We start from the raw sequence: 19,747 nt of genomic DNA, 5'->3' as shown, positions 1-19,747 counted from the left end.
TATGACATTCGCCTTATTGCCCTCGAAGAGGAATGCAAAAATATCAATGAATTACCAATCCGGCACCGACCCGATAAACGCAGCGTCATTAGACAAACGCCACAACATACCGCGCCTTTGCTGGTGATATGTCATGAAAAATCTCTTTATCGCCTGGTTAAGTTTATTGCTATATGGCTGCACAACCTTTCCACAAGCCGTAAAACCTACGACAGGCGGACAGCCCTCCCCGACGGAAATCTATATCGTCAGTCATGGCTGGCACACGGGAATTATTGCGCCGGCCCATGATGTTAATACCGTTCTGCCACAGCTTAAAAAACGGTTCGCTCAGGAGACGCAGTGGTATGAAATCGGCTGGGGCGATAAGGGCTTTTATCAGTCACAAGAAATAACCACCGCGCTTACGCTCCAGGCCATGTTCTGGTCATCCGGCGCGGTTATGCACATCGTCGCCTTTTCCGGTAAACCAGAACGTTATTTCGCCGGTAGCGAGATAAAATCACTGCTCCTGCACACAAACCAGCGTAACAGTCTGATGCGTTATCTGGGCCGCAGCTTTGCGCGTGACGAAGAGGGTAATCTGATTCCGTTAAAACAAGGAATTTACGGCGATAGCCAGTTTTACGCCGCGAATGGCCGCTACGGCATACTCAATACCTGCAATAAATGGACAGCGAAGGGGCTGGAAAGCGCGGGACTGACTATAAATCCTTCGTTAAAACTCACGGCAGGAAGCGTAATGAAAGCGATTACGGATCACAGAATGTGTCTGAACAAATACTGTTATCCCTGGAAAACAAAAAAAGCGCCCTGCGGCGCTTTTTTTTCTGGCGGTAACTTATTTGCTGCCAGGGATGCTGAAGCGCTTGTTGAAGCGCTCAACACGACCACCGGTATCAACAACACGCTGCTTACCAGTGAAGAACGGGTGGCATTTGCCGCACACGTCCAGGTTCAGGTCGTGACCCACGGTAGAGTGGGTTTTGATAACATTACCGCAAGAACAGGTTGCAGTAATTTCTACGTAATTCGGGTGAATACCTTTTTTCATGGGGAACCTCAGTGTAAGGCCGCGTCGCTCTTCCAGCCCTAACGCCAGACACCACGCGAAGTTAATAGTAAAGGGTTTGATGCTCACAACACGCACCAAAGGCGGCGAATCATACAGAATTTGACCACCGTATGCAAACTGATCCGCGCTCCCTTATCGTAATGTGTATACTACCCGACGAAATTTCAAGTCAGGAAGATGCTATGTCCGTCGCGCACGTTGCCTTGCCCGTTCCGCTTCCCCGAACCTTTGATTACCTGCTGCCGGAAGGCGGGGTCGCCAAAGCCGGGTGCCGCGTGCGCGTGCCATTCGGCAAGCAGCAAGAGCGCATGGGCATTGTCGTCTCGGTTAGCGACCACAGCGAATTGCCGCTCGATGAATTAAAATCGGTCATTGAAATCCTGGATAACGAGCCAATCTTTTCTCCCTCCATCTGGCGCTTACTCCTCTGGGCGGCGGATTACTACCACCATCCCCTCGGCGACGTTCTGTTTCACGCTCTGCCGGTTTTATTGCGTCAGGGAAAACCAGCCAGCAACGCGCCCCTATGGTATTGGTTCGCCACCGAAGAGGGGCAAGCCGTCGATATCAACAGCCTGAAACGCTCCGCCAAACAACAACAGGCGCTGGCGGCGCTACGGCAAGGAAAGATCTGGCGCTATCAGGTAGCCGAGCTTGATTTTACTGACGCCACGCTGCAAACGCTGCGGCGTAAGGGACTTTGTGAGCTTGCCAGTGAAACGCCCGCGTTTACCGACTGGCGGGAGCATTACACCGTCGCAGGAGAGCGCCTGCGGCTGAATACCGAACAGGCGACAGCAGTCGGCGCGATTCACAGCGCGTCGGACGGTTTCTCCGCCTGGTTGCTGGCAGGCGTAACAGGTTCCGGCAAGACCGAAGTGTATCTGAGCGTGCTGGAAAACGTCCTCGCCCAGGGCAAACAGGCGCTGGTGATGGTGCCGGAAATCGGCCTGACGCCGCAAACGATCGCCCGTTTTCGCGAACGTTTTAACGCGCCGGTGGAAGTGCTGCATTCCGGGCTAAACGACAGCGAGCGTCTTTCGGCATGGCTGAAAGCGAAAAACGGCGAAGCGGCGATTGTCATCGGCACGCGCTCCTCGCTGTTTACGCCGTTTAAAAATCTTGGCGTAATTGTCATCGACGAAGAGCACGACAGCTCTTATAAACAGCAGGAAGGGTGGCGCTACCATGCCCGCGATTTGGCTGTGTATCGCGCCCATAGCGAGCAGATCCCGATTATTCTCGGCTCCGCCACCCCAGCCCTGGAAACGCTATGCAACGTGCGGCAGAAAAAATACCGGATGCTGCGTCTGACGCGGCGCGCAGGCAATGCCCGTCCAGCCCTGCAGCATGTGCTGGATTTAAAAGGACAGCGTCTTCAGGCGGGACTGGCGCCCGCCCTTATCGCCCGTATGCGCCAACATCTCCAGGCCGACAATCAGGTAATTTTATTTCTTAACCGCCGGGGATTCGCGCCCGCGCTGCTTTGCCACGACTGCGGCTGGATTGCGGAGTGCCCGCGTTGTGATCACTACTACACGCTGCACCAGGCGCAGCATCATTTACGCTGTCATCACTGCGACAGCCAGCGTCCGGTACCGCGTCAGTGCCCCTCCTGCGGCTCCACACATATGTTACCGGTTGGGTTAGGGACGGAACAGCTGGAGCAGGTGCTGGCGCCCTTCTTCCCCGGCGTGCCGATCTCACGAATCGACCGTGATACCACCAGTCGTAAAGGCGCGCTGGAGCAGCATCTGGCGGAAGTTCACCGCGGCGGAGCACGCATTCTGATAGGCACACAAATGCTGGCGAAAGGCCATCATTTCCCGGACGTCACGCTGGTGGCGTTGCTGGACGTCGATGGCGCGCTTTTTTCCGCAGATTTTCGTTCGGCGGAACGCTTCGCCCAGCTCTATACTCAGGTTTCCGGCCGCGCCGGGCGCGCGGGCAAACAGGGCGAAGTGGTGCTCCAAACGCACCATCCTGAGCATCCCTTGCTGCAAACGTTACTGTATAAAGGCTATGATGCGTTTGCGGAACAGGCGCTGGCGGAACGGCAAACGCTCCAGCTTCCGCCGTGGACCAGCCACGTCATTATTCGCGCAGAGGATCACAACAATCAGCAGGCCCCCGTCTTTCTCCAGCAGTTGCGTAATCTGATTCAGGCCAGCCCGCTATCAGACGATAAGCTGTGGATCTTAGGTCCGGTTCCGGCCCTCGCGCCAAAACGCGGCGGCCGCTATCGCTGGCAAATTTTACTTCAGCATCCTTCACGGATTCGCCTGCAACACATCATCAGCGGCACGCTGGCGTTGATCAATACGCTCCCTGAAGCGCGGAAAGTTAAATGGGTTCTGGACGTCGATCCGATTGAAGGATAGTCCTCACGATGCGAGGCGGATCGTAAAATTAAAGATCCATCACACTTTTTATGAAAATTCTGTAACCGCTTCCACGCACTATCTGATAAAAATGTTTTCGATGAGTGTTACCAGGGATAGATCTGCGCCAGCAGTTCCCAGGCGAGGAGAAAGAGTGAAATCGAACAAGCAGGTTACTGCCGCTACGATGAAGGATGTTGCGTTGAAGGCGAAAGTCTCTACGGCAACCGTATCCCGCGCGTTAATGAACCCCGATAAAGTCTCCCAGTCGACCCGTAGCCGGGTTGAACAGGCCGCGCTTGAAGTGGGTTATTTCCCGCAGTCGATGGGGCGAAATGTAAAACGCAATGAATCCCGTACGATTCTGGTGATTGTCCCGGATATTTGCGATCCCTTCTTCAGTGAAATTATCCGCGGTATCGAAGTGACCGCGGCAGAACAGGGGTATCTGGTGCTGATTGGCGATTGCGCCCATCAAAACCAGAAAGAAAAAACCTTTCTTAATCTCATCATCACCAAACAGATCGACGGCATGGTACTTCTCAGTTCCCGACTGCCCTTTGACGCCAGCGTTGAGGAGCAGCGCAATTTGCCTCCGATGGTGATGTCGAATGAGTTTGCGCCGGAGCTTGAACTGCCGACGGTACATATCGATAACCTGACCGCCGCGTTCAATGCCATGAACTACCTGTTGGATTTGGGCCACAAGCGGATTGGTTGTATTGCGGGGCCGGAAGATATGCCGCTCTGTCACTATCGCTTACAAGGTTACGTACAGGCATTAAGACGCAGTGGCATTGTGGTCGATCCGCATTACATCGCCCGTGGCGACTTTACCTTTGAAGCCGGGGCAAACGCATTAAAGCAGTTGCTTGAGCAACCGTTGCCGCCTACCGCCGTCTTTTGTCATAGCGACGTAATGGCGCTGGGCGCCCTCTCCTGGGCTAAGCGCCAGGGTCTGAAAGTGCCTGACGATCTGTCGATTATCGGCTTTGACAATATCGCGCTGGCCGAGTTTTGCGACCCTCCGTTGACAACCGTGGCGCAGCCGCGTTTTGACATTGGTCGCGAGGCGATGCTGCTGTTGCTCGATCAGATGCAGGGGCAAAATGTGAGCAGCGGCTCGCGTTTAATGGATTGCGAGCTGATTATTCGCGGTTCTACGCGCGCTTTACCCTAAAGTAAATAGCTTTAAGACTCACCTGTCTGGTCAAAGGCCCGCCGCTTCAGTAACATGACGGGCTGACGAACGAATAAATACAGCGAAACGATAGTGGCACAACGAGATTATGTACGTCGCGGCCAACCGGCTCCTTCGCGGCGCAAAAAGAGCACCTCACGGAACTCACGGAAGAAGCAAAGCAACATGCCTGCCGTCTCGCCGGCAATGGTCGCGATTGCGGCAGCCGTCCTTGTGACCTTTATCGGCGGTCTGTACTTCATTACTCACCATAAGAAAGAAGAGTCCGAAACGCTACAAAACCAGAAAGTCACCGGCAATGGGCTTCCGCCAAAACCGGAAGAGCGCTGGCGTTACATCAAAGAGCTGGAAAGTCGCCAGCCGGGCGTGCGTACGCCAACGGAACCGTCCGCCGGCGGCGAAGTCATGAATCCGAATCAGCTCACCAGCGAGCAGCGTCAACTCCTGGAACAGATGCAGGCGGATATGCGTCAGCAGCCGACGCAACTTAACGAAGTGCCGTGGAACGAGCAGACGCCAGAACAACGCCAACAAACGCTACAGCGCCAGCGTCAGGCGCAGCAGCAGCAGCAGTGGGCTCAAACGCAGCCTGTTCAGCAACCACGCACGCAGCCTGTTCAGCAACCACGCACGCAGCCGCGGGTAAACGAGCAGCCGCAAACGCGCACGGTACAGTCCGCCCCGGCGCAACCTGCGCGCCAAAGTCAGCCGCCGAAGCAGACGGCTTCGCAGCAACCTTATCAGGATTTGCTGCAAACGCCGGCGCATACCAGCGCGGCAGCGCCGAAAGCCACGCCAATTACACGCGCGCCTGAAGCGCCGAAGGCGACAGCAGAAAAAAAAGATGAGCGTCGCTGGATGGTGCAATGTGGTTCATTCAAAGGCGCCGAGCAGGCAGAAAGCGTCCGCGCTCAGCTGGCGTTTGAAGGCTTTGACTCCAAAATTACCACCAATAACGGCTGGAATCGCGTAGTTATCGGGCCGGTGAAAGGTAAAGAAAATGCCGACAGCACCATTAACCGTCTGAAGATGGCGGGCCATACAAACTGCATTCGACTCGCCACCGGGGGTTGAAACCCTCAAAATCTCCCCCATCTATACTTGCATTATGCCCCGTACGCCGTACGGGGCCGCAATTCAGCATTAGTAACCAAGGGGTCTGCTCGTGACAACAATAGTAAGCGTACGCCGTAACGGCCACGTGGTAATCGCCGGTGATGGTCAGGCCACACTGGGTAACACAGTAATGAAAGGCAACGTGAAGAAAGTCCGCCGCCTCTACAACGACAAGGTCATTGCGGGCTTTGCGGGCGGTACTGCGGATGCATTCACGCTGTTCGAGCTGTTTGAACGTAAACTGGAAATGCATCAGGGGCACCTGGTCAAAGCCGCCGTTGAACTGGCGAAAGACTGGCGTACCGACCGTATGCTACGCAAACTGGAAGCGTTGCTGGCCGTCGCGGATGAAACCGCCTCGCTCATCATCACGGGTAACGGCGATGTCGTGCAACCTGAAAACGATTTAATTGCTATCGGCTCCGGCGGTCCTTATGCCCAGGCTGCCGCTCGCGCTCTGTTGGAAAATACCGAGCTCGGCGCGCGCGAAATTGCTGAAAAGGCGTTGGATATTGCAGGCGATATCTGCATTTACACCAACCATTTCCACACCATTGAAGAATTGACCGCCAAAGCGTAAGGACCTCTCATGTCTGAAATGACCCCACGCGAAATTGTCAGCGAACTGAACAAACACATTATCGGCCAGGATAACGCAAAGCGTTCCGTGGCGATTGCATTGCGTAACCGCTGGCGTCGTATGCAGCTTGATGAAGAGCTGCGCCACGAAGTAACGCCGAAAAATATTCTGATGATTGGCCCGACCGGCGTCGGTAAAACCGAAATCGCCCGTCGTCTGGCAAAACTCGCCAACGCGCCGTTCATTAAAGTCGAAGCCACCAAATTCACCGAAGTGGGCTATGTCGGGAAAGAAGTGGACTCTATCATCCGCGATCTGACCGATGCCGCGGTGAAAATGGTTCGCGTACAGGCTATCGAGAAAAATCGCTATCGTGCGGAAGAGTTGGCGGAAGAACGTATTCTCGACGTGCTGATCCCACCCGCAAAAAATAACTGGGGCCAGGCCGAACAGCAGCAGGAGCCTTCTGCCGCCCGTCAAACGTTCCGCAAAAAACTGCGCGAAGGCCAGCTCGACGATAAAGAGATCGAGATTAACCTCGCCGCCGCGCCGATGGGCGTAGAGATTATGGCGCCTCCGGGCATGGAAGAGATGACCAGCCAGTTGCAGTCTATGTTCCAGAACCTGGGCGGTCAGAAACAGAAACCGCGTAAGCTGAAAATTAAAGACGCGATGAAACTGTTGGTTGAAGAAGAGGCTGCTAAGCTGGTCAACCCGGAAGAGCTGAAACAGGACGCTATCGACGCGGTTGAACAGCACGGCATCGTGTTTATCGATGAAATTGACAAAATTTGTAAGCGTGGCGAAACCTCCGGCCCGGATGTTTCACGCGAAGGCGTACAGCGCGACTTACTGCCGCTGGTAGAAGGCTGCACGGTTTCGACCAAACACGGGATGGTCAAAACGGATCATATTCTGTTTATCGCCTCTGGCGCGTTCCAGGTGGCGAAGCCGTCTGATCTGATCCCGGAACTGCAGGGCCGCCTGCCGATTCGCGTTGAGCTTCAGGCGCTGACCACCAGCGATTTCGAACGCATTTTGACCGAGCCAAACGCCTCCGTCACCGTGCAGTATAAAGCGCTGATGGCAACTGAAGGCGTCAATATCGAGTTCACCGATTCCGGTATTAAACGTATTGCCGAAGCCGCCTGGCAGGTTAACGAAACCACCGAAAACATCGGCGCGCGCCGTCTGCATACCGTACTGGAGCGTCTGATGGAAGAAATTTCCTATAACGCCAGCGATCTGCACGGCCAAAACATCACAATTGATGCGGAATATGTGAGCAAACATCTGGATGCGCTGGTCGCAGATGAAGATCTAAGCCGTTTTATCTTATAATCGCGTCCAATGCATTTTCATCACTGTTGATGGGGCTGAAAAGCCCCATTTTTATTGGCGCTAAATATGACTGAACAACAACAAATTAGCCGCACCCAGGCCTGGCTGGAAAGCTTACGACCCAAAACCTTACCCCTCGCCTTCGCGGCGATTATCGTCGGTACGGCCCTGGCATGGTGGCAAGGCTATTTCGATCCTCTGGTCGCGCTGCTGGCCCTTATCACCGCCGGGCTGCTGCAAATTTTATCCAACCTCGCCAACGATTACGGCGACGCTGTCAAAGGCAGTGATAAACCGGATCGCATCGGGCCGCTGCGGGGAATGCAAAAAGGCGTCATCACCCGGCAGGAGATGAAGCGGGCGTTAATCATTACCGTCGTGCTGATCTGTATCTCCGGACTGGCGCTGGTGGCGGTCGCGTGCCATACGTTAACCGATTTTGTCGGCTTCCTGATTTTGGGCGGGCTGTCGATTATCGCCGCCATCACCTACACCGTGGGTAATCGGCCCTACGGTTATATCGGGCTGGGTGATATCTCTGTTCTGGTATTCTTTGGCTGGCTAAGTGTCATGGGGAGCTGGTATCTCCAGGCGCATACGCTGATTCCGGCGCTGATTCTCCCGGCCACCGCCTGCGGTTTACTGGCGACGGCGGTGCTGAATATTAATAACCTGCGCGATATTAATAGCGACAGAGAGAACGGCAAAAACACCCTTGTAGTACGACTGGGCGATGTCAACGCGCGTCGTTATCACGCCTGCCTGTTGCTAGGTGCGCTGCTCTGTCTGGCGCTGTTTAATCTGCTCTCGCTACACAGTCCGTGGGGATGGTTGTTTATTCTGGCCGCGCCCTTGCTCATTAAACAAGCGCGCTACGTAATGCGCGAAAGGGAGCCTGCGGCAATGCGCCCGATGCTTGAACGTACCGTTAAAGGCGCGTTGTTAACCAACCTGTTATTTGTGATTGGGATACTCTTAAGTCAGTGGGCCGTTTAACTGACAAATATCAATTAACAATTGATGATTTTGCCAACAGTATACTTAGCGCGATATACTAAAAATTCTCGCAGCAACTGAACGTTAAGCCTATGAAATACGATACTTCCGAGCTTTGTGACATCTATCAGGAAGATGTCAACGTCGTGGAACCGCTGTTCTCTAATTTTGGAGGGCGGTCGTCGTTTGGCGGACAAATCATCACGGTAAAATGTTTCGAGGACAACGGGTTGCTGTACGATCTGCTCGAACAAAATGGCCGTGGTCGGGTTCTGCTGGTCGATGGCGGCGGTTCTGTCCGCCGTGCATTAGTCGATGCGGAGCTGGCGCGTCTGGCCACGCAAAATGAATGGGAAGGGCTGGTTATCTATGGCGCGGTGCGTCAGGTGGACGATCTGGAAGAGCTGGATATCGGCATTCAGGCGATCGCCGCCATTCCGGTTGGCGCCGCAGGTGAAGGCATTGGGGAAAGCGATGTGCGCGTCAATTTCGGCGGCGTGACGTTCTTCTCCGGCGATCATCTCTATGCCGACAACACCGGGATTATCCTTTCCGAAGACCCGCTTGATATCGAGTGATCAAAAAAGGCGCCGTAAGGCGCCTTTTTTATGCGTTGTCGCTGATTGCCGGATGGCAGCTTACGCCTTATCCGGCCCACCGGTATCCGCATTCTAAATCCTCTATAGATTTCGCGTCAGGGCAAGGCGGCAAGTAAGTGAATCCCCAGGAGCATAGGCCGCTATGTGACTGGGGTGAACGCACGCAGCCAACGCCGCCATAACGTGAAATATGACGAGGATTAGACTTCTTCCATACGACCAAGCAGCGCCTGCAAACGTTCCTGCCAGCCGCTCTGCTGTTCCTTCAGAGAATTATTTTCACGCTCGAGTTCTTCACGCTGATGCTGTGCAGACTGCACTTCCTGCGTCAGGCTGTTGTTCTTTTCTTTCAGCTCTTCAATTTCCATCTGTAACAGGGTGATGGTGTCAATCGCCTGCTGTACTTTTGCTTCCAGTTTCTCAAACACTTCTAAAGACATGATCTTACCTCTCCTGAATTGCAAGGCGACGCTTCACGTAAACGCGCACAATATATAGTGTCGATTGTATGAAGCCCCGCTCTCGCTGTCCAGCGACATACCGCGTAGATCGCGGTTTGCAGCAATTTTCATCCATCTCCTGGTAACATTCATTCAATAACTTAAAAGTGTTAACATATTGGTTAATGAAATGATTCAATTCACTCTCTTCTGCTGTCTCAAAATGCGCCTCATGGCGCGATAACGCTCATTTTATTGACGCAGTACACACATTTTGATTTCGATATTTCTCGTTTTTGCTCGTTAACGATAAATTAACAGTGTGCCTACAGGGCATCGTGGATGTCCATGACTTCCTCGCATACCAATAATCATTACATACTCTTCAGGATCCGATTATGAGTCAAACATCAACCTTAAAAGGCCAGTGCATTGCTGAATTCCTCGGTACCGGGTTGTTGATTTTTTTCGGTGTGGGTTGTGTCGCTGCGCTTAAAGTTGCCGGAGCTACTTTTGGACAGTGGGAAATCAGCGTCATCTGGGGTCTGGGGGTAGCGATGGCTATCTACCTGACGGCAGGTGTTTCTGGCGCACACCTGAACCCGGCAGTGACCATCGCACTCTGGCTATTTGCCTGTTTCGACAAACGTAAAGTTGTTCCTTTTATTATTTCTCAAGTTGCCGGCGCCTTTTGCGCAGCGGCGTTAGTTTACGGGCTTTATTACAATCTTTTTGTGGACTTCGAACAAACCCACCATATCGTCCGTGGCAGCGTTGAAAGTCTCGATCTCGCAGGCATTTTCTCAACTTACCCGAATCCTCATATCAATTTTGTGCAGGCCTTCGCGGTTGAAATGGTGATTACCGCTATTCTGATGGGGCTGATTCTGGCGCTGACCGACGACGGTAACGGCGTACCTCGCGGTCCGCTTGCGCCACTGCTCATTGGTTTACTGATCGCCGTTATCGGTGCCTCTATGGGGCCGTTGACCGGGTTTGCGATGAATCCGGCGCGTGACTTTGGCCCCAAAATGTTCGCCGGGCTTGCCGGCTGGGGTGAAATTGCGTTTACCGGCGGTAGAGACATTCCTTACTTCCTGGTGCCGCTGTTTGGCCCCATCGTCGGCGCCATTCTGGGCGCGTTTGCTTATCGCAAATTTATTGGCCGTCATTTGCCGTGCGATACCTGCGTCGTGGAAGAGAAGGACTCCACCGCGACCACACAACAAAATGCTTCGCTGTAATCTGATTACGGGACAAAATTATGACTGAAAAAAAATATATCGTTGCGCTCGACCAGGGTACCACCAGCTCCCGCGCGGTCGTTATGGATCATGACGCGAATATCGTCAGCGTATCACAGCGTGAATTTGAGCAAATTTATCCTAAGCCAGGCTGGGTAGAACACGACCCGATGGAAATTTGGGCGTCCCAAAGCTCAACGCTGGTAGAAGTGCTGGCTAAGGCCGATATCAGTTCCGATCAGATTGCCGCTATCGGTATCACCAACCAACGTGAAACCGCGATCGTCTGGGAACGTGAAACCGGCAAACCGATATACAACGCTATTGTCTGGCAGTGCCGTCGTACCGCCGATATTTGCGAACAGCTTAAACGCGACGGCCTGGAAGATTACATCCGCGACAATACCGGTCTGGTCGTCGACCCGTACTTCTCTGGCACTAAAGTGAAATGGATCCTTGACCATGTGGAAGGTTCGCGCGAACGCGCGAAGCGTGGCGAGCTGCTGTTCGGTACGGTGGATACCTGGCTTATCTGGAAGATGACGCAGGGCCGCGTCCACGTTACGGATTACACCAACGCCTCACGAACCATGCTGTTCAACATCCATGATTTGGACTGGGACGATAAGATGCTGGACGTGCTGGATATCCCACGCGCGATGCTGCCCCAGGTACGTAAGTCCTCCGAAGTCTACGGCCAGACCAATATTGGCGGTAAAGGCGGTACACGTATTCCTATCGCCGGGATTGCCGGGGATCAGCAGGCCGCGCTATTCGGTCAACTGTGCGTAAAGGAAGGAATGGCAAAGAATACCTACGGCACCGGCTGCTTTATGCTGATGAACACCGGCGAGAAAGCGGTAAAATCGGAAAACGGCCTGCTGACCACCATCGCCTGCGGCCCAAGCGGCGAAGTCAACTATGCGCTGGAAGGCGCGGTGTTTATGGCGGGAGCGTCCATTCAATGGCTGCGTGATGAAATGAAGCTCATCAGCGACGCGTTCGACTCCGAATATTTCGCCACGAAAGTGAAAGATACCAACGGTGTCTACGTGGTTCCGGCCTTCACCGGTCTGGGCGCGCCGTACTGGGACCCGTATGCCCGCGGCGCCATTTTTGGCCTGACTCGCGGCGTGAACTCTAATCACATTATCCGCGCGACGCTCGAATCCATCGCTTACCAGACCCGCGACGTACTGGAAGCGATGCAGGCCGACTCCGGTATCCGCCTGCACGCTCTGCGTGTGGACGGCGGCGCAGTGGCCAACAACTTCCTGATGCAGTTCCAGTCAGATATTCTCGGCACGCGGGTGGAACGCCCGGAAGTGCGCGAAGTGACCGCGCTGGGCGCCGCCTATCTGGCTGGTCTGGCCGTCGGTTACTGGCAGAACCTGGACGAGCTGCAGGAAAAAGCCGTCATTGAGCGAGAATTCCGCCCCGGCATTGAAACCACCGAGCGTAACTACCGTTACAGCGGCTGGAAGAAAGCGGTTAAACGCGCAATGGCGTGGGAAGATCACGACAAGTAAGGTCGCCATCCGGCAAAATCTTTGTGCGGGGGCAACTCCGCACACACATCAATTATTCCCTCCTTCCCCTGTGCTACACTGCGCGCCACTCCTTTTTGCTACGAGTTTGTTATGAGACGAGAACTTGCCATCGAATTTTCCCGTGTGACCGAAGCGGCGGCGCTGGCTGGCTACAAATGGCTGGGACGCGGCGATAAAAATACCGCGGACGGCGCGGCGGTCAACGCCATGCGTATCATGCTCAACCAGGTCAACATTGACGGCACCATCGTGATTGGCGAAGGCGAAATCGACGAGGCCCCGATGCTCTATATCGGCGAGAAAGTCGGTACCGGCCACGGCGATGCGGTAGATATCGCCGTCGATCCGATTGAGGGTACGCGCATGACGGCGATGGGTCAGGCGAACGCGCTGGCGGTGCTGGCGGTCGGCGATAAAGGCTGCTTCCTGAATGCGCCCGATATGTATATGGAAAAACTGATTGTCGGTCCGGGCGCCAAAGGGGCGATCGATCTCAATCTGCCGCTGGCGGATAACCTGCGCAACATCGCGGATGCGCTGGGTAAACCGCTTGGCGATCTGACCGTGACCATTCTGGCAAAACCGCGTCATGACGAGGTTATCGCAGAGATGGCTAAACTGGGCGTACGCGTGTTTGCCATTCCTGACGGCGACGTCGCGGCCTCAATTCTGACCTGTATGCCGGATAGCGAAGTCGACGTGCTGTACGGGATTGGCGGCGCACCAGAAGGCGTGGTATCCGCAGCGGTGATCCGCGCGCTGGACGGCGATATGCAGGGACGTCTGCTGGCGCGCCATGACGTGAAAGGCGACAGCGAAGAAAACCGCCGCATTGGCGAACAGGAACTGGCGCGCTGCAAAGCAATGGGCATTGAAGCGGGCAAGGCGTTATGCCTGGGCGACATGGCGCGTAGCGATAATGTTATTTTCTCCGCGACCGGCATCACGAAAGGCGATCTGCTGGAAGGAATTAGCCGGAAAGGCCATATTGCCACGACGGAAACGCTGCTGATCCGCGGCAAATCACGCACCATCCGCCGCATTCAGTCGATCCACTATCTTGATCGTAAAGATCCGGATGTACAGGCGCATATCCTCTAGCGCATTTGTTAGTTAGAGCCTTCCAGCCTCGCGGGGCTGGAAATCTTTCTCCTGACGAACGAAGATAAGGTTAGCGATTCAGAACAGGAGAAAACCATGGCCGATTGGGTAACAGGTAAAGTCACTAAGGTGCAAAACTGGACTGACGCACTGTTCAGCCTGACCGTTCACGCCCCCATTAATCCTTTTACTGCAGGCCAATTTACCAAACTCGGACTGGAGATCGATGGCGAGCGCGTTCAGCGCGCGTATTCCTATGTGAATGCGCCTGACAATCCGAATTTAGAGTTTTATCTGGTGACGGTTCCGCAAGGAAAGCTCAGCCCGCGGCTGGCAGCGCTAAAACCTGGCGATGAGGTGCAAGTGGTCAGCGACGCGTCGGGTTTCTTTGTACTGGATGAAGTGCCTGACTGCGAGACGCTATGGATGCTGGCAACCGGAACCGCTATTGGCCCGTATTTGTCTATTCTGCAATATGGCCAGGATGTCGCGCGCTTTAAAAATCTGGTCTTGGTCCACGCCGCACGCTTCGCCGCCGATTTAAGCTATCTGCCGCTAATGCTGGAACTGCAACAGCGTTATGAAGGCAAGCTGCGCATCCAAACGGTGGTCAGCCGGGAGAGCGTGCCAGGCTCGCTTACCGGGCGCGTGCCTGCGCTCATTGAAAACGGCGAGCTGGAAAAAGCCGTTGGATTGCCGATGGATAAAGAGACCAGCCACGTCATGCTGTGCGGGAACCCGCAGATGGTGCGCGATACGCAGCAACTGCTGAAAGAGACCCGACAGATGACTAAACATCTGCGCCGCCGACCGGGGCATATGACGGCTGAACATTACTGGTGATGTTTTACCGAATGGCGGCTGGGGCTTATCCGGCCTGCAAATCATCACCAATCTGTAGGCCCGGTAAGCGTCAGCGCCACCGGGCAAATTACGGTTTACCGCCCGTTTACGGTTCTGCTTTAAACTTCACGTCCTGTGTCGCTTTCCCAAACTTATTTTCCCCCTGAACACCGACAAACGCGCCCAGATCGATAAGCATCATCACCAGGATCAGCGTCGGAATAAATCGCCCGACGACCCACTGCCACATCCCCGGCAGCATCACCCAGTTTCCGGCCAGCAGCATCCACGCCAGAATCATCAGCAACGCCCACGCGCCGGATCGCCCCCGGTCATGCAGACGTTTGACCATGACGGCGGCGGTCGGCCACAGCAGGCACACCAGGCAAAATGCCGCCGTTTGGATATCAAGCAGGTTTTTCCCCGCCAGCGAAAATAGCGCCAGCATCCCGGCAAACCAGAGGCCGATCCAAATCCAGAAATCACGGCGTCCGATACGCCCTTTAAATGAGAATAACCATTGCTGTATGGTCATGTAAGTTCCTTATATTTTGCCTTCCGCTACAGTTTACCCTTTTGACAAGCCCGACAGTTATCGTTTTAATCGTGAGCAGTCCTAACGAAAGGTAAGATTGATGAAGCCAGGATGTACTCTGTTTTTACTGTTGTTTTCTGCTCTCACCGCCAGCATAACGGCGCACGCGCAGCTCTCTTCATCGACCACGACAGCGCCCTATCTGCTGGCGGGCTCGCCAACCTTTGATCTTTCTATTAGCCAGTTTCGTGAGAACTTTAACCGCCAGAATCCCGATCTGCCGCTCAATGAATTTCGCGCCATTGAGAATAGCCGCGATAAGGCGAATCTGACCCGCGCCGCCAGTAAGATTAACGAAAATCTGTATGCCTCCACGGCGCTGGAGCGCGGTACGCTCAAAGTGAAAAGTATGCAGATTACCTGGCTGCCCATTCAGGGGCCGGAACAGAAAGCGGCGAAAGCGAAAGCGCTGGAATATATGGCCGCCATTATTCGCACTGTCGCCCCGTTGCTGACAAAAGAGCAAAGCCAGAAAAAACTGCAAAAGATGCTTATCGCCGGTAAAGGTAAACACTATTACGCCGAGACCGAAGGCGCGGTACGTTATGTTGTCGCAGATAACGGCGAAAAGGGGCTGACCTTCGCGGTTGAACCGATTAAGCTGGCGTTATCTGAAAATCTGGAAGGGGCGAATTGATGACAAAAAGCAAAGCCTTTCCGGGGATGAATCTCTATACTGTTTCACAGACCATGCTGCTCTGACGAGCGGCCATCTTCCTTAATTCGCTGACTAAGCGTGGAGAAATGAAATGCGACATCCTTTAGTGATGGGTAACTGGAAACTGAACGGCAGCCGCCACATGGTAAACGAACTGGTGGCTAACCTGCGTAAAGAACTGACGGGCGTAGCAGGCTGCGACGTGGCAATCGCTCCGCCGGAAATGTATATCGATCTGGCGAAACGCGCTGCTGCCGGTAGCCACATTATGCTGGGCGCGCAGAACGTTGATCTGAATCTGTCTGGCGCATTCACCGGTGAAACTTCGGCTGAAATGCTGAAGGATATCGGCGCGCAGTACATTATTATCGGCCACTCCGAGCGTCGTACTTATCACAAAGAATCTGACGAGCTGATCGCCAAAAAATTCGCCGTACTGAAAGAACAAGGTCTGACGCCGGTACTGTGCATCGGTGAAACCGAAGCGGAAAACGAAGCGGGCAAAACAGAAGAAGTGTGCGCACGCCAGATCGACGCGGTACTGAAAACGCAGGGCGCGGCAGCCTTTGAAGGCGCGGTTATCGCTTACGAACCCGTATGGGCGATCGGTACCGGTAAATCTGCAACTCCTGCGCAGGCGCAGGCAGTGCACAAATTCATCCGTGACCACATTGCTAAAGCTGACGCGAAAATCGCTGAACAGGTTATTATCCAGTACGGCGGTTCTGTTAATGCCTCCAACGCAGCCGAACTGTTCGCGCAGCCGGACATCGACGGCGCGCTGGTAGGCGGCGCTTCTCTGAAAGCTGACGCCTTCGCCGTGATCGTGAAAGCAGCAGAAGCTGCTAAACAGGCTTAATTGCCAATCAATGTCTGATGGCGCTGCGCTTATCAGGCCTACCAGCCGAGTGCTTATGTAGGCCTGATAAGGTAAAGCCGCCATCCGGCATTTATGCTGTGGAGGGTAAGAAAGTAGTATCCCCGGCAACCTTAAACATCGCCCTCCAGCTCCGCGTATTCTCAGCCAGCCGATCATCACGAAATAACGCACTACCAGAAACAACACGATCGATGCCCTGTGCAATCAACGAAGGCAATTGATCCTGCGTTAACGACCCATCAATAACGATAATTTTACCTTCGCGTTTATCACCAAGTAGACAGAGAAGCTGCGCCACGCGCTCGTGCAAATCACTGGAGCGCATTTTACTGCCGTATCCAGGGTTTACTGCCAGTAGTTGAATAACCTCAACGTCGCTCAGAATGGGGATAATGACATCCAGAGGCGTTGCCGGGCATAAACTAATCCCCCGGATCACCGGCATTTCACCGCCGATAACGGGCACGGTCTGCTGACCAAGCCAGCTTAGCGTATGATGCAGATGAATATCGCCTTCAGCCTGAAGCGTGATGCAGTGTGCGCCCGCCTTCACGCAGGCTTGCGCTGCCGTCCATTGATCCGCTACCATCAAATGAACATCTTTGATAAAGGTTTGCGGCAGTTGCCCAACTGCCCATGGCCCAACGGTAAACTGCGGGCAAAATTGACCATCCATCAAATCCAAATGCAACAGCGGCTGGTTTAGCGCTTCCAACTGTTGCAGATAGCGATGCAACGCAATCCACTGCCCTGCCAGAATACCCACACTAAGCGGATATGACGCTAACAATGCCACACATGCTTCGCGCGTTAATCCGGCAAACTGGCTGTTCATGAGCGCTCCTTAAGGCATCAAACCCATAAAAACTTTTTTTGTCCGCGGACCGGTCATCAACGGTTCAAGCTGCTCCACGCAAGTTTTGTAGTGTGGCGTTGTCTTGTGAAAAGCGACGGCCTGTTCATCAACGTAGGCTTCATAAATATAAAATCGCGTAGGCACCTGCGGATCCTGCAGAACATCAAAACGCAAGTTCCCCGGCTCTTTAATTGAGCCCAGATGATTCTGCCGAAAAACATCGATAAATTGTTCAACCTTGTCATCATGAACGTTAATTTCAACCAGCGTAACGTGCATCATTACCCCCCTGATTATTCCAAATAAAATAACAGTCATCCCCATCTCCTCGCATCGGTAAAAGATGGGGAAGCGATCTCATTTAACCTTTCTCACTCAAAAACAGCTCATAAGCACGCTCTGCTGTTTCGTTATGATGAACGACAGCATGTACCGCTTTAATCATGGCTACCGGATCTTCTGACTGGAATATATTACGCCCCATATCTACGCCAGAAGCCCCCTGGTCAATCGCCTGATAGCACATTTCCAATGCTTCACGTTCAGGCAGTTTTTTACCGCCGGCGATGACAATCGGCACCGGACAACCTGCCGCAATACGCTCAAAACCTTTATCGACATAATACGTTTTGATAATTTGCGCCCCCATTTCCGCAGCGATACGCGTTGCCAGTGAAAAATAACGCTGGTCGCGAGCCATATCTTTACCCACCCCGGTCACTGCCATTATTGGCATCCCGACGCGTAACCCGGCATCAATCAGTTGAATAATATTTTTAATCGACTGATGTTCATGCTCACTACCAATATAAACCTGTGCGGCAGCAGCACAGCTATTCAACCGCACAGCGTCATCCATCGCCACCGCAACCGCCTCATTGCTTAATTCAGTGAGAATAGAATTCGCCCCGGACGCGCGTAAAACGACTGGTTTATTAATTGCCGGAGGTACCACACTGCGTAATATGCCGCGAGTACACATTAAGACATCAGCATATTCAAAGAGCGGCGCAATATTGATATCAATACGCTCAAGTCCGGTTGTCGGCCCCTGGAAATATCCATGGTCAAAGGCCAGCATGACCGTTTTTCTGGTCTTGGGATTAAAAATCCTCGCCAGTCTGGACTGCATTCCCCAATCCAGCGCGCCACAGCCTTTTAATGCGAACAAAGTGTTAGTTTGTGGTTTATCGGTGTGAAAATCTTTGCCATCTTTAATATCATCTAAATCAGCCATTCTTTACTCCGTCGATACATAACAGTTATCAGAAATCATATTTGTCGATATTGTCTTTGTTGAAAATGACACGCTCCGGCAATAACACAATGCCATTACCTTTTGCCTCATAGTGATATCCCTGCTCACTATTAGGTGAAACGGTGACTTTGCCGATGCCGGGAATATCCAGTGAGTCACCGACATTCATTGGCATATTTTTCAGCAACGCGTTGGCGACATATACGGAAATTTTTCCCTGTTGGACGACATCCCACAGGCCAAACTCTTTAACAGTGCCGCGCTGAACATAAGGGCGCATTACATTCGGCGTACTAAAACCAACAATCGCGAGATTATTGCGTTTAAGGTTCTCCGCCGCCTGTGCCGCAGCAGGTAAAGCGTTAGCGTCAGGCGCGATGATGGCATCCAGATCGGGATACGCTTTGATGATACCTTCCGCCGTCTGGAGCGATTTCGTGGCATCGTTATAGCCAAACTGGGTAGTGACTATCTCCCACCCCGGATGTTCCTGGCTAATTTTGGCTTTAGCTTCTTTCACCCACTGGTTCTGGTCGGTCACCGTTGGGCTGGAATAGAAGAAAGCGACTTTCGCTTTCTCTTTGTCCACCTGATGAGCGGCCATCTCTACCAGCATGCTGCCGAGCTGTTTTGGCGTCCCTTGATTGATATAGTAAGAACGGCACTCCGGCTTGGTATCGGAATCCCAGGTTAATATTTTCACGCCTCTTTGCATTGCCCGCTTCAACGCCGGGCACAGGCCATCAGGCGAAACGGCAGAAACGATAATGGCGTCATACCCCTGATTGACAAAGTTATTCACCAGTTGAACCTGGCCTGAGACGCTGGGCTCTGTAGGGCCATCGTAAGTTACGTCAATGCCCAGCGCTTTTCCCGCTTCCTGCGCGCCATTGCCGCCGCTGGTAAAAAAGCCCACGCCAACCAGTTTGGGAATAAAAGCAATCCGCTCTGCCGCCTGCACGGTCATTGCCGCAGATGCCAGACCAAACGCAGTGAGTAAGGCGATCATTTTAATGCTGTGTCTTGCCATTTT

Annotated in this window: 20 protein-coding genes and 1 pseudogene; 14 read left to right on the top strand and 7 right to left on the bottom strand. The window is 53.5% G+C overall.

Annotated elements, in window-relative coordinates; translation table 11 throughout:
* Positions 1-133: 133 nt before the first annotated feature.
* Positions 134-793: pseudogene (locus tag ABVM99_RS19575) on the top strand (TIGR02117 family protein); the annotation flags it as partial.
* Between the two features lie 48 nt (positions 794-841).
* Here the strand turns inward: ABVM99_RS19575 and rpmE are convergent.
* Entirely contained in the window at positions 842-1,054 is a 213-nt protein-coding gene (rpmE, locus tag ABVM99_RS19570; protein WP_000715284.1) for a 50S ribosomal protein L31, read from the bottom strand.
* Positions 1,055-1,257: 203 nt separating this feature from the next.
* On the opposite strand from rpmE, the gene priA reads away from it, so the two are divergent.
* The 7 genes from priA (at position 1,258) to rraA (ending at position 9,268) form a co-directional block, all read left to right on the top strand.
* Positions 1,258-3,456, top strand: coding sequence for a primosomal protein N' (priA, locus tag ABVM99_RS19565; RefSeq protein WP_023195946.1), 2,199 nt, complete (start codon positions 1,258-1,260; stop codon positions 3,454-3,456).
* A gap of 154 nt (positions 3,457-3,610) precedes the next feature.
* On the top strand, positions 3,611-4,636 hold the full coding sequence (gene cytR / locus ABVM99_RS19560; protein ID WP_000841337.1) for a DNA-binding transcriptional regulator CytR: 1,026 nt from the start codon (positions 3,611-3,613) through the stop codon (positions 4,634-4,636).
* A 93-nt stretch (positions 4,637-4,729) separates the two neighbouring features.
* On the top strand, positions 4,730-5,731 hold the full coding sequence (gene ftsN, locus ABVM99_RS19555; RefSeq protein WP_023195947.1) for a cell division protein FtsN: 1,002 nt from the start codon (positions 4,730-4,732) through the stop codon (positions 5,729-5,731).
* Between the two features lie 91 nt (positions 5,732-5,822).
* A complete protein-coding gene (gene hslV, locus ABVM99_RS19550; RefSeq protein ID WP_000208240.1) occupies positions 5,823-6,353 on the top strand; it encodes an ATP-dependent protease subunit HslV in 531 nt (176 codons plus the stop codon).
* Between the two features lie 9 nt (positions 6,354-6,362).
* Positions 6,363-7,694, top strand: a complete 1,332-nt coding sequence (gene hslU / locus ABVM99_RS19545; protein ID WP_001293360.1) for an HslU--HslV peptidase ATPase subunit — start codon at positions 6,363-6,365, stop codon at positions 7,692-7,694.
* 66 nt (positions 7,695-7,760) lie between these two features.
* Entirely contained in the window at positions 7,761-8,690 is a 930-nt protein-coding gene (gene menA / locus ABVM99_RS19540; RefSeq protein WP_000139639.1) for a 1,4-dihydroxy-2-naphthoate polyprenyltransferase, read from the top strand.
* A 92-nt stretch (positions 8,691-8,782) separates the two neighbouring features.
* Positions 8,783-9,268, top strand: coding sequence for a ribonuclease E activity regulator RraA (gene rraA, locus ABVM99_RS19535; protein WP_000872918.1), 486 nt, complete (start codon positions 8,783-8,785; stop codon positions 9,266-9,268).
* A 221-nt stretch (positions 9,269-9,489) separates the two neighbouring features.
* On the opposite strand, the gene zapB is transcribed toward rraA, so the two are convergent.
* Positions 9,490-9,729: a septal ring assembly protein ZapB gene (zapB, locus tag ABVM99_RS19530; protein WP_000051370.1), complete on the bottom strand. Its 240-nt coding sequence runs from the start codon at positions 9,727-9,729 to the stop codon at positions 9,490-9,492.
* A 398-nt stretch (positions 9,730-10,127) separates the two neighbouring features.
* On the opposite strand from zapB, the gene ABVM99_RS19525 reads away from it, so the two are divergent.
* The 4 genes from ABVM99_RS19525 to fpr all read left to right on the top strand — a co-directional run bounded on the left by ABVM99_RS19525 (position 10,128) and on the right by fpr (position 14,467).
* Positions 10,128-10,973, top strand: a complete 846-nt coding sequence (locus ABVM99_RS19525; protein WP_000084285.1) for an MIP/aquaporin family protein — start codon at positions 10,128-10,130, stop codon at positions 10,971-10,973.
* Between the two features lie 20 nt (positions 10,974-10,993).
* Positions 10,994-12,502, top strand: a complete 1,509-nt coding sequence (gene glpK, locus ABVM99_RS19520; protein ID WP_000136808.1) for a glycerol kinase GlpK — start codon at positions 10,994-10,996, stop codon at positions 12,500-12,502.
* 111 nt (positions 12,503-12,613) lie between these two features.
* A complete protein-coding gene (gene glpX, locus ABVM99_RS19515) occupies positions 12,614-13,624 on the top strand; it encodes a class II fructose-bisphosphatase (RefSeq protein ID WP_001250624.1) in 1,011 nt (336 codons plus the stop codon).
* 96 nt (positions 13,625-13,720) lie between these two features.
* Complete coding sequence (gene fpr, locus ABVM99_RS19510) at positions 13,721-14,467, top strand: ferredoxin--NADP(+) reductase (RefSeq protein WP_000796303.1); 747 nt, start codon at positions 13,721-13,723, stop codon at positions 14,465-14,467.
* A 106-nt stretch (positions 14,468-14,573) separates the two neighbouring features.
* Here the strand turns inward: fpr and ABVM99_RS19505 are convergent, their stop codons facing one another.
* On the bottom strand, positions 14,574-15,002 hold the full coding sequence (locus ABVM99_RS19505) for a DUF805 domain-containing protein (protein WP_000155237.1): 429 nt from the start codon (positions 15,000-15,002) through the stop codon (positions 14,574-14,576).
* Between the two features lie 100 nt (positions 15,003-15,102).
* Between ABVM99_RS19505 and ABVM99_RS19500 the strand changes: the two genes are divergently transcribed.
* Both ABVM99_RS19500 and tpiA read left to right on the top strand, forming a co-directional pair.
* Positions 15,103-15,699 (top strand): YiiQ family protein, encoded by a 597-nt coding sequence (locus tag ABVM99_RS19500; protein ID WP_000802241.1) that lies wholly within the window; start codon positions 15,103-15,105, stop codon positions 15,697-15,699.
* 112 nt (positions 15,700-15,811) lie between these two features.
* Positions 15,812-16,579 carry a triose-phosphate isomerase gene (tpiA, locus tag ABVM99_RS19495; RefSeq protein ID WP_001216339.1) on the top strand — a complete coding sequence of 256 codons (768 nt, stop codon included), beginning with the start codon at positions 15,812-15,814 and terminating at the stop codon, positions 16,577-16,579.
* A gap of 91 nt (positions 16,580-16,670) precedes the next feature.
* Here tpiA and ABVM99_RS19490 read toward each other — a convergent pair whose 3' ends face one another.
* The 4 genes from ABVM99_RS19490 to lsrB form a co-directional block, all read right to left on the bottom strand.
* Entirely contained in the window at positions 16,671-17,435 is a 765-nt protein-coding gene (locus tag ABVM99_RS19490; RefSeq protein WP_001088047.1) for an epimerase, read from the bottom strand.
* Positions 17,436-17,444: 9 nt separating this feature from the next.
* On the bottom strand, positions 17,445-17,735 hold the full coding sequence (lsrG, locus tag ABVM99_RS19485; protein ID WP_001543603.1) for a (4S)-4-hydroxy-5-phosphonooxypentane-2,3-dione isomerase: 291 nt from the start codon (positions 17,733-17,735) through the stop codon (positions 17,445-17,447).
* An 82-nt stretch (positions 17,736-17,817) separates the two neighbouring features.
* On the bottom strand, positions 17,818-18,693 hold the full coding sequence (gene lsrF, locus ABVM99_RS19480) for a 3-hydroxy-5-phosphonooxypentane-2,4-dione thiolase (protein WP_000774146.1): 876 nt from the start codon (positions 18,691-18,693) through the stop codon (positions 17,818-17,820).
* 28 nt (positions 18,694-18,721) lie between these two features.
* Positions 18,722-19,744: an autoinducer 2 ABC transporter substrate-binding protein LsrB gene (lsrB, locus tag ABVM99_RS19475; protein WP_000090737.1), complete on the bottom strand. Its 1,023-nt coding sequence runs from the start codon at positions 19,742-19,744 to the stop codon at positions 18,722-18,724.
* Positions 19,745-19,747 lie beyond the last annotated feature (3 nt).

The organism is Salmonella sp. SJTUF15591 (assembly GCF_043356435.1).
Taxonomy (GTDB): domain Bacteria; phylum Pseudomonadota; class Gammaproteobacteria; order Enterobacterales; family Enterobacteriaceae; genus Salmonella; species Salmonella enterica.
This window is presented reverse-complemented; position numbering and strand designations above follow the sequence as displayed.

Bases quoted from the DNA above. Each gene is read 5' to 3' on its own strand.
- rpmE (WP_000715284.1), bottom strand. From the start codon at position 1,054: ATGAAAAAAGGTATTCACCCGAATTACGTAGAAATTACTGCAACCTGT.
- priA (WP_023195946.1), top strand. From the start codon at position 1,258: ATGTCCGTCGCGCACGTTGCCTTGCCCGTTCCGCTTCCCCGAACCTTT.
- hslU (WP_001293360.1), top strand. From the start codon at position 6,363: ATGTCTGAAATGACCCCACGCGAAATTGTCAGCGAACTGAACAAACAC.
- menA (WP_000139639.1), top strand. From the start codon at position 7,761: ATGACTGAACAACAACAAATTAGCCGCACCCAGGCCTGGCTGGAAAGC.
- rraA (WP_000872918.1), top strand. From the start codon at position 8,783: ATGAAATACGATACTTCCGAGCTTTGTGACATCTATCAGGAAGATGTC.
- zapB (WP_000051370.1), bottom strand. From the start codon at position 9,729: ATGTCTTTAGAAGTGTTTGAGAAACTGGAAGCAAAAGTACAGCAGGCG.
- ABVM99_RS19525 (WP_000084285.1), top strand. From the start codon at position 10,128: ATGAGTCAAACATCAACCTTAAAAGGCCAGTGCATTGCTGAATTCCTC.
- glpK (WP_000136808.1), top strand. From the start codon at position 10,994: ATGACTGAAAAAAAATATATCGTTGCGCTCGACCAGGGTACCACCAGC.
- glpX (WP_001250624.1), top strand. From the start codon at position 12,614: ATGAGACGAGAACTTGCCATCGAATTTTCCCGTGTGACCGAAGCGGCG.
- fpr (WP_000796303.1), top strand. From the start codon at position 13,721: ATGGCCGATTGGGTAACAGGTAAAGTCACTAAGGTGCAAAACTGGACT.
- ABVM99_RS19505 (WP_000155237.1), bottom strand. From the start codon at position 15,002: ATGACCATACAGCAATGGTTATTCTCATTTAAAGGGCGTATCGGACGC.
- ABVM99_RS19500 (WP_000802241.1), top strand. From the start codon at position 15,103: ATGAAGCCAGGATGTACTCTGTTTTTACTGTTGTTTTCTGCTCTCACC.
- tpiA (WP_001216339.1), top strand. From the start codon at position 15,812: ATGCGACATCCTTTAGTGATGGGTAACTGGAAACTGAACGGCAGCCGC.
- ABVM99_RS19490 (WP_001088047.1), bottom strand. From the start codon at position 17,435: ATGAACAGCCAGTTTGCCGGATTAACGCGCGAAGCATGTGTGGCATTG.
- lsrG (WP_001543603.1), bottom strand. From the start codon at position 17,735: ATGCACGTTACGCTGGTTGAAATTAACGTTCATGATGACAAGGTTGAA.
- lsrF (WP_000774146.1), bottom strand. From the start codon at position 18,693: ATGGCTGATTTAGATGATATTAAAGATGGCAAAGATTTTCACACCGAT.
- lsrB (WP_000090737.1), bottom strand. From the start codon at position 19,744: ATGGCAAGACACAGCATTAAAATGATCGCCTTACTCACTGCGTTTGGT.